At 63.1% G+C, this 18,670-nt stretch carries 4 protein-coding genes; all 4 read right to left on the minus strand.

The genetic code is table 11. From position 1 onward, the window contains the following. Positions 1-21: 21 nt before the first annotated feature. The 4 genes from DFR49_RS04280 to DFR49_RS04295 all read right to left on the minus strand — a co-directional run bounded on the left by DFR49_RS04280 (position 22) and on the right by DFR49_RS04295 (position 18,652). Positions 22-1,869 carry a tetratricopeptide repeat-containing sulfotransferase family protein gene (locus tag DFR49_RS04280; protein WP_119034553.1) on the minus strand — a complete coding sequence of 616 codons (1,848 nt, stop codon included), beginning with the start codon at positions 1,867-1,869 and terminating at the stop codon, positions 22-24. Positions 1,870-1,946: 77 nt separating this feature from the next. Beyond that, complete coding sequence (locus DFR49_RS04285) at positions 1,947-3,491, minus strand: Hint domain-containing protein (RefSeq protein ID WP_170150914.1); 1,545 nt, start codon at positions 3,489-3,491, stop codon at positions 1,947-1,949. 49 nt (positions 3,492-3,540) lie between these two features. Then, positions 3,541-16,557 (minus strand): filamentous haemagglutinin family protein, encoded by a 13,017-nt coding sequence (locus tag DFR49_RS04290; protein WP_119034555.1) that lies wholly within the window; start codon positions 16,555-16,557, stop codon positions 3,541-3,543. 283 nt (positions 16,558-16,840) lie between these two features. Beyond that, entirely contained in the window at positions 16,841-18,652 is a 1,812-nt protein-coding gene (locus DFR49_RS04295) for a putative porin (RefSeq protein ID WP_119034556.1), read from the minus strand. Between the last annotated feature and the right edge of the window lie 18 nt (positions 18,653-18,670).

An 18,670-nucleotide genomic window follows, 5' to 3' on the forward strand; every position in this document is an offset into this window, starting at 1 on the left:
ACACCAATCATATGCGTGGGATCAAGCTTCGACCGTATATCCGAGCCGTTCAATCGCCGGCATTAGGATCGGGATCACCGGCTCGAGATGCTTCAGATAATTGCGATAACGATAGACAGAGCTCGTGTAGAGCGGTTCCGTCACCTGAGCGTAGCTGGCGGTCCGCGCATAGCGGACATTGTCCTGGAACGAGAGCACGCAGGGATCGAACGGCATTCCAATAAAGGCGAAGAGGGTGCGTAGCTGCGCCTCCTGGTCGAAGACCAAATCCTCGTACCGGACAGCATGATAATGCAATGGAAGCGCCGCACGGTGGTCGGCGATGAGATCGGCGACGAGCGCATAATGGGCAGCAGCGCTGTCGAGCGCGGCGGCACAATGGAAGCCATGCGTCAGGCTGTTCGAAAAGACCGACAGCACCACGTCGAGCGGATGGCGGACCAGATGCACGATCGGCGACTTCGGGAACAGGATGTGGATCAGCCCCAGATGCGTCTCGTTGAGCGGCATCTTGTCAGTGAACCAAGGCTTGGCAGGATCGACCGCTCCGAAATTCACTGCTTCGTTCAAATAGAGATCGCGCAGCGAGTCGACATGGCCGGCGCGGTCGCCGAGCCACATCTCGGAGAGCGCCTTGGGATAGGTGAGCAGGCTACCGAGCAGACTCTGCGCCCGCTCCGCGAGCTGATGCACGATCGGAAGTTCGTCGCCGGCGGCGATCTCGGGGTGGGCGCTCAGCGTCTGCTCGACCAAGGTCGTTCCCGAGCGCGGAAAGCCGACGATGAAGATCGGCTGCGCATGGTCTTCACGCCTGCCCGCACGGGGGAGCAACCGGCTCCGTCCTTCGGTGAAGAACTCGCGCAAATCCGCGACCAACCCTGTCGCTCGTTTGGCCTGATACGCGTGACCGCTAGACTCGCGCTGTCGCGCCTTGAACGTGGTGAAGGTTGCGAATGCGTCGTCGTACCTGCCCATGCTGTCCAGTATCTGACCCTTCTCAAGCATTCCAGCGCCGGTGTCTTCATCGGCCGCGCTCGCATCGAGCAGCGCGAGCGCCCGGTCATGCTCACGCGTACGCCGGAACAGCGTGGCGCGCGCGATCGGCAGCTGAGGGTGCCCCGGCGCAAGCCTTTCAGCCCGGTCGAGCAACTGGAGCGCTGCCTCGAACTTGCGATCGGCTTCCTCCAGCTTGGCCCAGGCGAGCAGCAGGCTCGGATCCCCGGGATCCTTGGTGAGCGTCACGAACAAGGCACGCGCCTCTTCGAAGCGGCCCTGGTCGCGGAGCGCGACCGCCAGGTGCGCCTCGATCTCGCGCGGCTCGACGCGAGGGCCGCGCGGTACGCCCATGCCCATCGCGATGCGGAAATGATGCTCGGCCGCCTTGCCGTTATGCGCCGCAAGGAAAGCACGGCCCATGGTCATGTGCGAAACCGCCGCCTCGGGGGCCAGACGCACGAGTATGCGTGCGTGGAACTGGGCGCGCGGCATGTCGCCCCGCGACAGGAAATACTGCGCGGCGATCATCCGGCAGACCGGATCGTTGAGATGGATGCGCGCGAGGCGGTCGATCACGGCGCTCGCCGCGTCCCAGCGTTCTTCTCGCTGGAGGACGTCGTAGAGCGCCTGCAGCGCGTCCTTATGGGCGGGCGCCATCGCCAGGATGGCGAGCGCCGCCGCGCGCAAACCATCGGGCTCGCGCCGCGCGCGCGCCTCGCTGAGGGCCTCGCCAAGCGCGCTATCCGCCTCGGCCAGCTCAGTCCGCGCCTTGGCGGTGTCGAGACCACAGCAGCCGCGCCGCGCGAGGCCCGATCCGCAGGGGCAGGCCTCGGCGACGGCCAGCGGCGGCAGTTGGTCGGCGTCGGCGAGCATAGTACGTCTCCACGATGCGAGGCGGACGCCCCGGCCGCGAAGCCAAGACGTCCGCTCAGACTGTCAGCTAGCGACCGTCACGCGGCGATGCGTTGGATCGAAGCTGAGCGCTTCCACGATGGTGCGACCATGGCCAAAGTGACTTCGAGGTTCCAGGCCTCGCCGCCGAGCACTAGGCTGGCGGCACCGTCGGTCCAGCGCCAGGCGATCGTCTCATGCCGCTCGATGTCATCGAAGCCTCGGCCGAAGGCGGCGTCCTCGAGGTCCAGCACCGCGCCGTTCACTCTGAGACCGCTAACCGCCACGCCGAGCGTGCGGCGATCGGCAAGCTCAGGCATGACATCGGCGAGGACACCGGCGTTCGAGCGCAGCACCACCGACCTGGCCGCCGGCACGGCAAAGCGCCAGGTGCTGCCGCCCAACTCCTCGGGGAGGATGGTGACACCGTCGGCCTCGATCACGAGTCCGGGCTCCTCGCAGCGGGCCCAGCCCTGCGCCTCGGCCTCGGCCAGCAGCCGCTGCCGGATGGCGGCGAGCTGCGGCCCGTCCGCCACCAGCGGCGCACAGGCATCATCCCAGCTCACCGGGTCGATCCGCCCGTAAAGCTCGGTGAACTCGCTAGCGTTGAGCGCGGAGAAGCGGTTGCCGTCATTGAGGTAGCTCTCGCACGGCAGGCCTTCGGCTAGCAGCACGTCGTGCGCGTCGAGCTCGACATGATAGTAACGGATCTGCTCGACATCCTCCTGCACGATGGTGGCACCGTTGACGAGATGGACGACCGGCACCAGTACGCCCTCGACATAGACCGCGTGACCGGGCGAGAGGCGCAGATCGCGCTCCGGGAGGCTGGGGCCGAATGCATGAGCGCGTACGCAGACAGGATTGACCTCATGGGGACGGCGATGGCGTGCAGGGCGGGCCACTGTCCGGCCGATCCACTTGACCAAGCGCTCCTCGCCCGAGGCGGTCAGAACCGGATCCCCGACCGAGAGCGTCTCGACTGCGACCTTCCCGCTCGCTGTGGCGATCAGGGTGCCTTCGGCAAAGCAGAAGACGGAAGAGTCCCTGTCGAAGATCGCTTGGTTAGCAACCACCGCGCCGGGGGGGATATTACTGTCGGAGGCATTAGCCACGCCATAAACACCAAAGATAAAACCTCCTGATACTCCGGTGAACGGAATTATGTCGCCGCCGGCGTTAAGGACTTCCATAGGATATCCCGACGTTCCAGACCAATACGCATCCTGCTTTGCTGTTAGAATCATCCCATTCTCGGTGAATCCCTTGATCCAGAGCTCTATCGGATTTCCATCACCGTCAACATAGTTGCTGAATTGGATGGAACCGAAGGTAGGAAGATAATATCTATCTTCGTAATATCCAGGATATTGCGGCAACGGGATTCCAGAGTTTAGGAATCCGGCGGTATACTCATTGTTTATCACCGTTATAACACCCGGATCGGATACCCCAGGTAGGTCGCTCACATTATATGGCATTATCCTAGAGTCACCAGATACTCCACCATTACTAGAAGTAATAGGGAACTGGAATGTTCTTAACTGATCCGCATCGAAGTTCACGCTGTTAAGCGAGTCGATATTAAATGGATTGTCGGCCATCGCGTTATCCTCCTGTAGAGTGATGTACTCAAATTCGTCTTCAACTAGCTCACCGGCAGTCCGGATCGCCGGGGGTTTTGGGATCGCAGCGCCCATCGCTCGCCGGGCCGAGCACATCGACCGTGATCAGCGAACGCTGGTCGCGCTGGTTGCCGGCATTGGCCGCCTGCGCAGCTTGCGCCGCGATCGCCGAGGCTGCCTCCTGCGGGCTCGTCACCGTCACCTGCGCGGTCGCGGTCGGCACGCCCGTGATGTCGCCCGCCGCCTGGAAATTGTCGGCATTCGCCACCCGCGCCGCGGCGACGAGAATGTTGCCCGAAGCGCGCACGCCCGCATCGCCGGCGTCGACCTCGCCCACCGGCGCCAGCAGGTATATGTCTGAGGGCGGATCGTCGGGCGTCCGCTGGAACGAGCCGATGCCCGCGCCTGCCACACTCCCCGCGCTGTCGACTTCAGCAAAGCCGTTCTCGTCGAACCGGACAGTTACCGGTGGGAAGCTTGAGGCGCTTTTCGGACCCTGGCCTGCCGCTACGTCGCCGTTCGACGACCACATGGTGATGTTGCCCGACTGCTGCGAGAACACGCGGCTCTGGTTGAGGATGAAGTCGCCGTCGGTGAATCCGTTGATCCGGCCACCGCGCAGTGTGAGCACGCCTTCGAAACCCAGTGGAACAGATTCGAACGCGCCGCCGCTTGCCGCGAGATTGCCGCCCTCAAAGATCCCATGCGGCCCCAAGTCGGGTCGAGGATGCTGGAAGGCCGTCGTACGCCGCACCGCCTGCTCGGACGTCCGCACCACCGATCCTGCGATGACGTCGCCGCCGGGGCCGAGGATGCTGATATCGCCGCCCCGTGCGGTCTGGATCGTCGCCAGGCGGAGGTCGATGCTGCCGGTGACGATCCGGTCCGCCCTCTTCGGCTGCCCGTCAACCAGCGCACGCACTGGTACGCCCAGCGGCCGATCGTCGCTAATGGTCGACGGGTCTGTCGTGTAGGGGGCGAGATTGTCGGTGTAGCCACGCTCGGGCGAAAAGAGCGTGTTCACCGCCCGGTAGCCGCGAACATATTGCAGGTAGGATGGACTTGCCGGAATGGCCGCCTGCGCCAGCTCGTTGAAGTAGAGCGTGTCGATGAGGAAGCGTTGCTGCCGCAGCGTATCGATGTTCGCCAAGGCGGCATAAAGCTCACCGGCTCTCCCATAGGCTGCGCCAGCGAGCGCCGCCCTGCCCGCGTCGGTATCCGGGAAGCTCTGGCCGAAGATCGCCTGGAAGCTCGTCGGATCGTTGTCACGCAGCCATTCGGCCAGCATCGGCGCATAAATCGGCCTGGTCCGATCCGGCCGGCGGTTGCCGAAGCTGTCGGCGACCTGTTCGAAAAGATCGCCATCGAGTTGCTCGAAGTTCGCGGGATTCAGATAGGTTTCACGAAGCGCCGCATAGTCCGCACCGCCCGCGATACCGAAGCGCACGCTGAGGCTGGCGCCATCGTCCGGAAGCCAGGGGTTGTAATCGTTGCCGACCGTGCGGATGCCGCCGGCATAGGTGTAGAGGTTGCGGTCGATGGGGGAACGCACGTTGGACGATGACGCGAAGGGTCCAAGGTCACCACCCGCCTCGACGATGAACGCGCCAGGGCCTCCGAGAATGAAGTTGTTAGAGCGGATAAAGGGCAAGTTAAGGGGGCCAGCCAAACCAACCGTGCTTGTGACATCGCCACCGGCGCGGATGCGCGTCGTGTCGGATGCTGCGACGTTTTGTCCCTGGAAGAACATGTCGACGATATCGCCGGCGGCGGTAATGCGCGCCTGCTTGGGCAGGAACATCGCCGCCTGGTTGATGCTGCCGTCAGTGTAGATGCGGACCGGCTCAGGGTCGCCGGCATGCGTGATGGACTGGTTGTGTTGAAGGCGCAGCTGCGTGTTGGTCGTCGCGGCGGTCACTACGGGCAGTTGAAAGAGCTGCGTACCGTTCGAGAACGCGCCACCAACCCGCCCGGGATCGGCATCGTCCATGCCGATGACGAGACGGTCGATGTCTCCTGCGCTGTAGATGCGCAGCTGCCCCAGCTGGGAAGGATAGAGAAGCTGAGGCTTGTTCTGCGGGAGATCCACTTTGCCGGAGAAGGAGGTCAGCTCGAGCGTCGGCGGCAGGATCTGGAAGTAGTCGGTGGGCACGAGGGTTCCCAGCACCAAGTACGAAGGAACCTGACCATATCCCGCTAGCCCCGCGGTTTGTGCGATCCGCACCGTTTCATTGGCGGACATCGAGAGCTTGGCTGCTGGAAAGAAAAAGCCTGCAGAGCTTTGCCCGCGCTCATCGCCAAAAGCCGACACGCTCGCGAGCGTAGCCGAGCCGCTCGCGGAAACATCGACAACCGCGTCTGCAAGCCGCACCCGGAGATATTGCGGCGTTTCGGCCAATAGCGGTTCACGCCCCAGAGCCGCGATGTCGCGACCAGCGTGGATAACAGCTGCGCCATTTCCGATATCGACAGCGCCGGCCAGCACGTCTCGACCCGACTCCAGCGACAGGTCGCCCGTGCCGAAGGTCAACATCGTCTTGCCGGCGTCGGTCAGCGCGGTCGTCGCCGTCGTTCCCAACGACACCGTTAGTTGCGAGACATCGCGCCTGGCATGTATACTCACATCACCGCCCGCAAGAGCACCCACGCCTGACCTGAAATACCCATGCGCCACGCCAATCTCAGTATCGTCGCCGACCGCTCCCGTCCTCCAGGATTGGGTTCCCCGAACGCCCGCCGAGAACCCGGCAATCGGGCTCTCGCCAGTTCGCGCACCGCTGAAGCTTTGACCATCTGTGCCGAATAGTTGGGTCCACTCGTCCCGGCGTCCAAGCACGTCGCGCCCTGCGTCGAGCAACACGTCGCCGCCACCGCCGGCAAGCGCCGGTTGGTTTCCTGAAATTCCCTTGGGCGAAGGAATGAACTCCACCGACTCCGCCGACGGTGAGAGATAAGGACTATCCGGCGTGATCGAGACAAGCGTACCGGTTCCGGCAATGCGCGCATCGACCGGGCGATCCGCAATTCGCACGCCTGCCGTGTAGATGGCGGATGCCGCGAACTGCCCCGCCTGCGCGGCGCCGCCGAAATAGTTCGGCGCCGCCACCTGCACGCCGTCTCCCCGGCGATACACGGCCTGATCGCCGCCGCGCAGGTCGATATCGCGAGCGGCGGCGACCGAAACGTTCCCGTCGCCGGTGCGGACCGCCGTTCGCACCCACGCTTGGTTGGGCGCGTTCGGCGCGTCCTGCTGGTTTGCATTACCGTATCGGATGATCGGCGGCGTCCGATTGGCGCTGTACCCCGTCCTTCCGCTGGCCAGTCCTGCCTGATAGGCTGGCTCGAACGCTTGCAGGAACGCGATCACTTCATGGAGCGGTGCGATGATGCCGGTGGGATTCGCGGCATTGCCGACAAAACTGTAGCCTTTCCCGGCGAAATATGCTTGGGCAGCCGCCCGCGCGTCTGTCCCCAGGCCGGCCGAAGTTCCCCAGTTAAGCTGGGTATAGGCATCGTCTCGTAGCTGATTCAGACCCGCTTCGGTCTGGGACAAATTCAACGTATCGCCGATGTTGAAGCTGAAGTTTCTCGGATCGTTGGAGGGTCTCTGCAAGCGGAACTGGAGCGGACCGTCATAGGCGACCGTTCCTGTCGCGGTCAGTCGATAGCTATACTCGCCCTGGAGTGTGACGTCCGCGTCAAGCGACCGATTAACGACCAACGGGTTGGCTGAAAGCATGTTGCCCGCGCCTGCGACCAGTCTGAGGTCCGACGAGTGCATAGCGACATCGCCGTCAAGCAACGGGAACAACTCGGCAAAGGCCAGCGAGTTGCGGTCCTCGCCGCCGCCATCGGCGCCGGCGCCAACGAGGGAAAGTGGCGAGTTGATATTGACCGCGCCGACATATTGATTGCCTTGGTTTGCAGCTGTGTTGAGCGATATGGTGAGCGTACTCGATGCGCCAGGATTGGCGCCCGTGCCGTAAGCGGCGATGTTCGAACAGGAACCGCTCTGCCCGCCACAGGAAAACTGGAGCGCCGGCTGCCAGGTGCGATCACCCCCGCCGAGTTGGTAGTTGATGTAGTCCGGATCGGACTTGTCGCGAAAGGTGAAGAACCCATCGGAGATCGAACGGTTGATGGCGAGGTCATCGCCGGCGCGTAGGGTGACAATCGGCGCTTCACCACGCGCCGAGCCATCGGTGTGGTAGAGGAATGTTGCATGGTGGTCGAGGAGTTGCCCTTCCTTGCCAGGGACGACCTTGTAGCGCGGCGTATCATCCGAAATGTCAGGGATAAGCTCGAGCACGCCGGCATCGACCGCCGCCTGCAGTTGCGCTGGTGAGAAGGTGGCGGCCGCGAGGTTCCACTGGCTGACCGTCTCGATCGCGCCGGTCGAGGCCAGCTCGACGCCAGGGCGCAGACGCATGCCATCAAGGCTCGAGCCATCAACCGTGGAGACGTCGAAACCCTGTATGAACCTCACCAGCGATGACGTACCGTCGGCGAGTGCCATGTCGGTGGTGAACGGGTTAGCGCCCGCCGCACCAAAATCGAGCCGGATCGCGCCGTCGGCGTCGCGGGTGATGCCGCTGTAGAGGCCGCTATCAGCCATCGCATCAAGATCGTAGCGCTGAAAGCCTTCGAGCTGGACGCTGTCCGCGCCGACGATGGTCCCGCGCTGCGAGAGCGCCACCTTGTCGCGGTTACTACCAATCACGGGCGCCCGGAACGTCACGGTGCCGCCCTGGTCGGGCTCGGCATAGCCGTAGACCGTGACCAGGTTGCCTGTGGCAGGATCGGTGATGACCTGCGGAATCAGACGGCCGACGCCAGGCTCAGCCTGCGTCCGGCGTGCGCCGACGTCGATGATGGCGCCGCTCGCAATTGTGATCGCCGCGCTGTCCGAGCCCACGCCGATGACCACATCGCCAGCCTTCGCCGGGCGACTGTCGGTCACGGCGTAACCTTTGGTATGGGTGTCGAGCAACGCGGTGGATGCCAGCGTCACGCCCTGTTGACCCCAAAGCGCGATATCACCACCATTGACCCGTGCATTGCGGGCGGCATCGGCACTCATGCCGGTGACATCTACACCCGAAGTGTCGAGGGTGCCGGCGATACCGATCGAGCCGCCATCGGCTGTGAGGGTCACGCTCTTAGCCTTGAGCGACTGACCGTCGGCCAGGGCCAGATCACCCGCGCCGGTGCGAGCCCAGACGTCGCCGCCGAACTGCGTGCCATATCGCTCGACAAAGCTGCCGAAGTCGAAGCTGCCCGTCCCGCTATCGAGCGTAAAGCTCCCCTCGCGCGGGGGCCCATCGCTCGCAATCTCAAGCCCGGTGTTGAGCCCGGCGAGCAAGGTGACCGCGCCGTTGCCGGCAAGCAGGTTGAGACTGCCGGCACTGCCCTTGCCGGTGTCGGTGATCAGCGACGATGCCGCATCGGTGATGATGCTGCCATTGGCGCTGAACAGGTTGATCGTGCCGCCACCAGCGGCGACGGTGACCGGATCGACCTCGTCGCCGAAGACCTTCTCATAACCGGGCACCGAGAGGCTGGCGCCGGCAAGGCTCACATTGCCTTCGGACTGCACATCGATGATGCCCGCGGTTGCGCGGATGGTGGTGCCGCTGATCGAGAGCGACTGGACGCGATCGTCGATCGTGCCGAACGCGATCCGCGCACCGGGCGCAGCGTTGCCGGCGATCTCGGTGTCGCCATTGGCGCCAACTGCGCTGATCGCCACAGCCCCCGTGGTCAGGAAGCTATAGTCGGGCCGCACCGTCTGGCTTCGCGGATCGGCTGCGGCCGCACGTTCGGCTATGAACGGCGTGCCCAGCGTGAGAGCAGCAACGCCGGCATCGAAGCTGCCCTTACCTTCGACATAGATCCCGTCCGATGCCACCAGCGCGACGCTCTCAGTGAAGCCCGTCGCGCGCACGGCGTTGTTGCCGAGGCTGATCGTGGTCGCATCGAGAGTCAGACTGCCAGCGCTGCCGCACAGCGCGCTGCTCGCGCAGCCGTCGGCGGCATTGCCGCTGTTGCCGAGGCGCACGTTCCCGGCCTCGATCCGCACCGCCGATCCGGCTGCCACCTGCGCATCGGCGGCAAGGCTCGCCGTGTCGAGCACCAGATCGTTGAATCTGTAGGAGGCCTCGGCAAAGCGGATCGACCCGGGCGAGCGCACGGTCAGCCTCTCGGCTGCGCCGAGCTTGGCGGCAAGCGCCGCGCCCACGACGCCGCTCTCGCCGACGGTGTCGTCACCACTGCCGGCAAAGCGGATATCCGCGCCCGAGATCGCCACATGCTTGGCGTTCAGGCTCGCGCCGTCGGCGACGATGAAGCTGCCGCTGGTGTCGAGCGCCAGCGCCTCGCCGCTCAGCATCGCCGCGCCGATGTTCAGCGTCGAGGCTCCCGAACCCGTGCGCGCAACCAGGCGCTCTGGGCCATTCGCGAGGCGCAGGATCGAGCCCGCGCCGGAAGCCTTGTAGTCGGCATCGGTGAGGATACCAGGATCACCGACCGCCGCGAGCGTCGCACCGTCCTCGATGGTCAGCGCCGAGCCGACCCCGCCGACCGCGAACAGCAGCTCACTGGCCTGCAGGGTGGACCCGCTTGCCACGGTGATGGTCCTCGCGCTGGCATTGATCGCCGTGGTGCCGTCGGCATTGTCGCTCCGCCGCCCGCCAATCAGTAGGCTGGGGGCATTGAGCTTCGCCAGCGTCGTATCCGAGATCAGCAGCGTGCCCTCGGTCGCTTCGGTATCGGCCGCCGCGATCAGAATTTTGCTGCCGAGGATGTCGATCTGTCCGGCCTGGCCGCCTTCACCAGCGGTCAGGTCAAACACGCCCGCGAGCTTCAGCTCGATGAGCGGCGCGAGCACCACCCGCGCCGCGTCGAGCGGCACGCGCGGACGCGCGTCGGTGCGATCGATCAGATGCTCGGAGCCCGAGGTGGTTTTGATCGTCGAGTATCGGGTGAAGACGTCCTTGGTCTGCACGGTGAAGCTGTGCCGTGTGGACTCGGCAAGATCGGTGCCGGCATAGGCGAAGGTGCCGCCCAGCACGACCGAGCCGTCGAGCAGTTTCGTGCTGGTTCCGGGCAGCGGGGCCGCCGCGCCGGTGTTCTCGACCAGGCGCAACGCGCCAGGGATCGCCATCGCGTATTTTGCCGGAACCAGCAGATACTCGCCCGCGGCAATGCCGCCTCCGCCGTCGAGATGCACCGAGCGGCCCGCCTGCGCGCCATAGAGGTCGCCATAGTCGGCCGAATAGATCGGATCATAGGGCGCAATCTTGCCGGCATCAGCCACCGGGACCAGCGCATAGACCTGTCGCTGATCCGGGAACTGGTAGCCGGTCCCGGTGACGGGGTCATAATGGTTGGAGCTGAAGGCGTCGCGGTTGAAACGGTCGAGCACGTCGCGCGAGCCGCCCACCCCCGACTGGAACTCATAGGCATAGACATCGCCGCCGCCCCGACCGTCGATCAGAGCGCCCTCCGCCTGCACGATCGAGCCCGCCGACAGCACAAGCTCGCCTACGGGCAGCTTGGTGAGCGGCGTACCCACGGTCGGGAAATAATATTCAACTCCGTCCGTCGTCGTGCCGTAAGGAACGTTCAAACCCGCGCCCGACACCGACGTTACGCTACCGGCGCCGAACAAGAGGCTCTCCGTCGGTGTAGAAAGCAGTGCTCCAGAAGGACCAATACCGATCGAACTCGAACTGCCTAGTTCGAGCAAGCCTAACGGCGTGGCGAGATAGCCATTCTGCACAATCTCGCGCGCCAGGACCCGAAGATGGGCACCGGCCGACAAGGGCACGCGCGCAGTGGGATCGAGAAAAGAGTTTCCAAAGGTAATCCGGTGGTCACCGAGCGCCGCGATCTCAAACGGACGCGAGGACGCTCCTGCAGGCAATTGATCCTCGAACATGGCTTGGAGATTGCCGGTGCCAGTCGTTGCATAGGTGCGTCGTGCGTCGATGAGAAGATCGCCGCTGGTAATCAGCGCGCCATCGTATGTGGCGATTGCTCCCGCACCCTGTCCCCAGTCTACGCCTGTGAGCCGCACGTCGCCCGGCGTCGCGAATGTCATGGAGGCGATCGAGCGGTCGATAGAGATCCCACCGACAATATCGATACCTTGCGCTCCGCCAACCAGACGAACCCGCCCATCGCCAGCGATGTCGGTCGGACCATCCACAAAGCCAGCGCGACTAGCTAACCGGACATAACCTGCACGGATCGTGGCGTCCGACCCCGACGTGGTGTGGACCGACACGGCCGCGTCGCCAGCATAGAGCGTACCAGGTGTCAGCGGATCTCGCGAGGTGACGATCAATGCCTTGCGCAGTGCCAGGTCGAATTTGCCGTCGAGCGTCAGAGTGCCGCGCGCAATGACGGTATCGAATCCGCTATCTGCGATCAGCTTTGCACTCAGATAGTCCGCCGCACTTCCGTCACCCACTCCAATTGTGGGATCAGCCCATTCAAGCGTGCCGCCCTCGGCCTGAGCAACACCGCCAAATGCCCGGATCGGTGTGGAACCCAGCGTGCCGCCGCTGAGCGCGGATATTGTGCCGGCCCTGCTCCATTCGAGCCACGGGGCCAACCGGCCAAGTCCGGTCGCCATGTCGAATATCGCACTGGCGCCGCTGATATTCACCATCGCGCCGTCTTCGCGAACCAGACCACGACCTGAACTTTGAGCAGTCCCGCCCGCAAGCCGCCCGAGCTGTCTTGGCGCCTCCAGTCGCAGATCGCCACCGTCGAGCACGCGCCCAGATACGAGCTGACGTCCTGCGATAACCTGCGCGCGGGGGTTGGTAATCGCGATGCCGGAAAGATCGGTCGTGCTTCCCGAGGCAAGCACAATCCCGTCACCTTGATCGACCAGTCCGAGGAAATGGATGAGCCGGTCAGCACCCACCCTCGTTACGAGTTCGCGATTGGTCATCGCCGGATCAACGGCACTGAGTGCCGTCTCGAAAAAGCGTCCCTGGCCATCGATCGGACCGCCAAAGGCCTCGGAAAGATCGCGCACGCCGAGCCCGGCCGCGATCAGGCTATCTGGAAGGTCCATACGCTGGATGATCGAGCCGCCACGAAGGGTGATATTGCCGGCGTTGTAGAGCTTAGACACGGTGAGCGTGGCTTCGGGTGCACCAATGATCGATCCGCCCTGCATCACGTTAAGTTCGGTGAGGCCGCCCAGCACAAGATGCGCCGCCTTGCGGTCCCACAAAGCTGTATTGGTGGTCGGCGCGAGGAACGACTGCGCAAGCAGGTTCGCACCGCTTCCGAGACCGCGCAGTGCCATGTTCTGGTCCACAGTCAGCAGTGTCGGCAACATCCACTGGGTGAGGTCGAAGGTCTCGCCGTTGCCCACGACAAACCGAGTGGTCTCGAGGAATGCGGATTTGGCAATCCGGTCGTTGGCGAACAGATCATCAACGATACGCGAACGATAGGTCGACACGTCAAGCGTGCCAAACCCGGTCTTCTTGAAGAAATCCAGACCGATATGGACTGAGCCGGGACGGTTGTCCGCACCGAAGCTCACATCCGGTGCGACCAGTTCGAAAGTCCCGCCACCGCCAAATCCAAATCCCACAATCGATGCGCTGGCGATATCGACTGTCGAGCGGGGATCCGGAACGAGTTGACCTAGTGTGGCGGCGTTTACCCCCACTCCCGGCACTGGCGTGAATTCGACCGATTGACTGGTTCCGCCAAGCGGAATGGCGGACGTCCCTCCAAGATCAGTTACATTATTGGTGTCTCGGGTAGAGGCGTAGACGGTGCCGTTGATCAACGAGACGTTGCCGCCACGACCGTCAAGGATGAGTTGGCCGGTCGGCGTGACGTAGCCGCCCGAGCTCACGTCAAGAATGCCCGCGACCCGCAGGCTGCCCGAAAGGTCCACTGCGCGTGTCGCGGTTGCCAGACTCTCGCCAACACCGAGGAAGACATTCGGCGCGACGGTGACGCTGATAGTTCCGCCGTCGCGCCAGGCCGCACCGGATGGTGCGGCACTGGTATAATCGTTGACCCAGAGCCCGGCCGTGGACAGCTTCCCTGTGACGATGACGTCAAACGGGCTGGGCACGGTGGGATCGGTTGCGTAGAGCATGGTGGCGGGGATGTCGTCCCCCTGGCCGTCCCCATAGAGGCCGTTTCGGAATGCCGAGCCGTTGCTCACATTAGGCAGGAGTCCAAAGCCGATGCGGTCCAGCTGCAGCCCGAACAGTGTCGTCGTTGCCTCGATCGTTCCGGACGCCACGGTGACGTCCCCGTCGAATCTTATGGTGCGTCCGGCCTCGACCGACAGGATACTCCCCGGCGCCAGGGTCAGGTCTGAGGCGCCCGTGATCCTCAGTGCATCGGACGACTGCAACGTGACCGGATTGAGGCCTGCGAAGGTAACCGTGCCGGCAGCCGTCAGCGACAGCTGCGAGAGGCCGGCACCATTTAGCATGCGATCGTTCAGGAGGAGTTCGGCTCGGTTTGACTCTATGGCACCACGTTCACCGCGATAGATCAGAATGTCGCCAAGCGAAGCGATCACTAGCGCACCGCCCGAGGGCAGTTCATAGGGTGAGGCCTGCAACGCGCGGCCTCCCCTCAATATCTCCGCGCTCGGCCTGCTGCCCCGAAGGATTTGTCGAGCACCAGCGAAAGCGTTACCGTGTACCGCACCGTCGATCGAGACCGCGGCACCCCTGATGTTCAGTGCTCCGGCATCACGACCTTCGTCATATGCCGTTTCGTGGCGCTGGCCCTGATTCGTCCCGATGAACCAGTTCTGGAGGACACCAATTCGCGGCTGTAGAATCTCTGTCGTGCCCGTGATCACGTCGACATAGACGTCGTTGGGATTTGCGCGTGCGATATCGACGATGCGGCCATCAGCCGCCACCAGCTTGCTGGTCTTGACCGCACCCGCTGCATAGCTGACCCAGCCGCCCGAGATGTCGATCGTCGCGCCGCCGGCGATATGCACGCTCGGTGCATTGTCGACGGTGACGTCATCGAACTTTATCAGTTCACTCGTCGCCAGAGTGACCGAACCACCCTTGGTCATGAACTCAGACGCTGTTGCGGGAATCTGCCCCGCAATGCTGGCAGCCTCGATCAGTGGCGAACCGACCCACGCAACGCCGTCCTCGCGCACACCAGACAGACGGGGATCGATGAAGATCGTCTTGCCATTCAGAGAGAAGTTGCCGTCGACTTCAACTTCTCGATAATTGGGCGTGTCGCGCAATTCCCCGCGCTTGACCGGCGCGATCTCGATGGAATTGCGCGAAGCATCCAGCTTCACGTCCTTGAGGCCCGACACATCGATCAGCGCCCCGTGTGCAATATCGACACGGCCAGGATGAGTCAGATTGAAGCTGTTGCGTAGATTTTCCTCTTCGATCGTATTGACGCCGACGGACACAGTCGCGCCCGGCGCGTAGATGAGCGCATTTTGCCCCATCGACAGATCAGTCGCGACCAACCCTCCCAGCCTTTGATACAAGAGGAGAATTTGCGTCCCGATCTCGATCTGGGATGGCTTAAAACCCGCCGGCTGATCCGCCGTGCCGACCGGGATTGTCTCGCCGTTGTCGTCAGGGGTGATAACCAGAGCGCTCGCTGCGCTTGCGTTGCCGCTGCCGCCAAGATGTATGTTTCCGGCGGTCAGCGAGATTTTGCCATTGCGCGCTACGCTGGTGGTCGCGGACAAAAATCCGTTTTGATCGATACTTCCTTCCGCACCAGTTCCGAGCGAAATGTAGCCACGCCGAGACTCTATCAGCCCGGTATTGACGATCGTGCCATCGGCTTGGCCAGTAAAGGCAAAGCTGTTGAGCTTGTAGCCTCGCACATAGGGATCGAGACCACTGACGGCGCCCGTCGATTCCCCGTAAATCACGGCACGGCCCGCCTGCAGGCTGATCTGACCATCGACCGCACTCAGCGTGCCAGCGTTGATGACATCTGGCGCGGTGAGCATAACAAAGCCGCCGGCGCCGCCGTCGATGCGCGCGCCGACGTCGACAATAATCGCTCCCTCGGTCGCGGAGGAAAACTGCCTGCCGTCTCCCTCCGTCATGCCGGATACCAGCAGCGGAGCAACAGCGGTGATGGAGTCGGAGGTCGTACCCGTCGTGCCGTTTGCAGGCGTGAACAACCCAAGCTCAAGATACGCCGCGTTGCGCTCGGCGATGGTAGTCGCCTGGGTTGGGCCGGCATTACCCTGAACAAACCTTGCCGCATTCCCTAGTTCCAGGGTCGAAGCGAGCAACGAGTGGGTGTTGACCTGGCTGTCCTTGCCGAAAATGATCCCGGCCCGATTGAGTACGACCACGGTCCCATCGGCCTTCATATTGCCGAGTATCAGACTTGGATCGGTGGCGTTGGTCACGCGGTTGACCGCCACCCATCCGGGCTGCGCCACACCGTTCTGCTGTTGATTGAACTGTAGCGTCGTGTTCGCACCAATGTCGAACCGGTTCCAGGAAAGGAGTGCGCGCTCCTGGGTCTGGTCGATGCTTACGATGACATGGCCATTGGCACCCGTCGTTTGGCTCGGAAGACCGGCACCCTGCCAGGTTTTCAGACCTGTCAGGTCATATTGAGCACCAGCACTGATCAGCAATTCGTTCGCCCGCTGAGTGTTACCAGCCCGTGTCGCGGTGATCGCTTCACGAATGGCATCGGTCGGATCCAATCCATTTCGATCGAGACCGTCGACCACCGGGCTCCGATCGACTGCCTGCTTGATCGAAGCCACGTAGGCACGAATTTGGTCAACTCTGCCCTCTGTCGTGTGCTGGCGCTGCAACGCCCCCTGCATCGTACCCGAGCGCACTGGTGTCCCTGAGGGCTGCGGTGCGACCGGGCGCGGCTGCGCCTGGCCACCAATTACGGCGCCGATCGTCTGTGCCTGCGCTACGACCGGCAGACCGGTGATGGCCAGCGCAGCGAGACTCGCACCGACGAGAAGGAAACGACGTCGTGTCGCCATGGACAAGGAATCACGAGGCATCATGACAAGGCTCCGGCCGGCATCGCGCCAATCATTGGAAAAGAAGGAGTTCGAGAGAGCAAAACCGCCGACACTAAGCAGAAGAAATTCACGCCGAGGGTTTCACCTGAAACCGTGGTCGACATCCGATTGCGACAGCGAAGCAACGCTACGGCGAAACATCCGACGGCAACGCCACCGGGACGGAGATCCGGCGACGCCGCCGCGCTCGCGCGTTGGGAGAACCCCGCGAGCGGAAGGACCGAGCCGATCAGATGGATCGGCGCGAACGCAGCTTCACAGGACATCAGAATGCAAGCCCCAGATCGACGAAGAAGACATCGATGGCGAGCGGCGCGTCGACGATGGTATTCGAGCTGAACCAGCGAGCGCCGAGGCTTATGCGATCGAACGGAGCCCACGCCGCGCCAAGAACATAGCCCTTGGTGTTGGTGCCACCCAGGTGGAAGTCACTGTCGGTAAAGCTGTCAGGCACCGCGTCGCTCTGCAGATATTTGTAGGCGGCGTTGATCGCCCAAGCGCCCCGCCGGGCTCGGCGAGGGTTGATGCTGAACAGGTTGGGATCACCAAGCGAGAAATAGACGCCATAGCCCTCGTTGCCGCCGACGAAGCGCGCAGGATTGGTCGCGTCGCACGCTCCTTGCTGAGGATTTGTCGGATCCGTGATCTCGACGTTTGTCACCGGGGCGCCTAGCGACCCGCGCAAACAATTGTTCTTCGGGTCGAACCCGAAATTGTGGAGGTAGCTACCCGTAAGCCGTGCTTGAACACGATCGGAGATCGGCACGCTCACCGACCCGTTCACGTCCAGCACGCGGTAAGCGAATTTGAGCCCGAGATATTGCGGCTGCAGCGGATTGCTGGGATCCGCAAAACTGAAATCGATGTCCCGCAGGAACATCAAAGTATTGCCCTTGCTCGCCCAGAGCGGCCGCAGCAGATCGGTCGAACATTCGACGTTACTCGCCGAGAAGACGTCACATGGTTCCGATACATGGCCGCGCAGATAAGTGAAATTATGATAGGCGGCGCTCAGGTTCACATCGATGCCGCCCGCGAACGTCTTGCCAAGCTCGACCTGCGCAGAAAACAGATAGCGGTCGCGCCAGTTGCGCTTGCCAAGCGATGTCGACGGAAAATTCTCCGGCTCAAACTGGATCGGGAACGCACCGCCTCGCACAGCGAACCGGAAATCATCATGTCCCAGCAACCGTGTGAGGTTCGCCTCGCCATAGACACCATCGAACGCGAGATCGGGATCGAACATTAGATCAGTCGTACGAAACGGATTGTCGAACCGACCGAGCATTGCCGTCAGCCCAGGAACGAGTTCGCCGCGCACATACGCATTCTGGATCCACACATCCCTCTTGCGGAAACCCCCGGTCAGCCCCGAGTTTGTCGAGATAGGTCCCGGATCATCACCCGTCGCCAGCTGAAAGCCGACCTGGAAGCGTTCGGCTACCGTCGCCTCCAAGTTAATTCGACCGCGAAGTTGCATGTTGTTGCGCTTGTCACGCGTGGTGTTGATCGTCGGCAGCAACTGCCCGCCAAAACCCGAAATGTCATACGGTCCACCGTCGTTGAACGCTGGCACGTCGATATAATGCGCGAGCGCATTATCCCTACCGTAGAAGTGCGACGCTGACCGGAACCGGAAATCGCCATTGATGCGGATGTTACGTGTCCAATCGGGCGCGGCCTGCTCCGGAGCAGCCCAACGCTCGGTGCGAGCCTGGGCCAAGACCTCCTGGCGCAACTCATCCTTGATTTGGGCGCGAACCGTTTCCGGCACGTAGGGCACCCGTACCGCACCGGCCGGCGGCGCAGCGAGTTCTGCCGCTTGCGCCAGCGGTGCCGCAGTAGCGCGCTGCGCGGCTTCCGCCTCAGCGCGGCGCATCAGTGCCTCGCCCTTCTCCGGCGTGACGATGCCTTCGTCCACCAGCAGCTTCACCATGGTCGCCACTGCGCTGTCAGGCTGCGCGACCTGACCCTGAGCCTCCTGCCCAAACACAGGCTGGATGCCGAAGAAACTGGTCAACGCCGCGGTCGCGAGCAGCTTCGCCCCGATCTTCGCACAACGCACTCGATGTAACATCAATCTATCCCCTTCGCC

This window comes from Hephaestia caeni, from assembly GCF_003550065.1.
GTDB classification, from domain to species: Bacteria; Pseudomonadota; Alphaproteobacteria; order Sphingomonadales; family Sphingomonadaceae; genus Sphingomonas; species Sphingomonas caeni_A.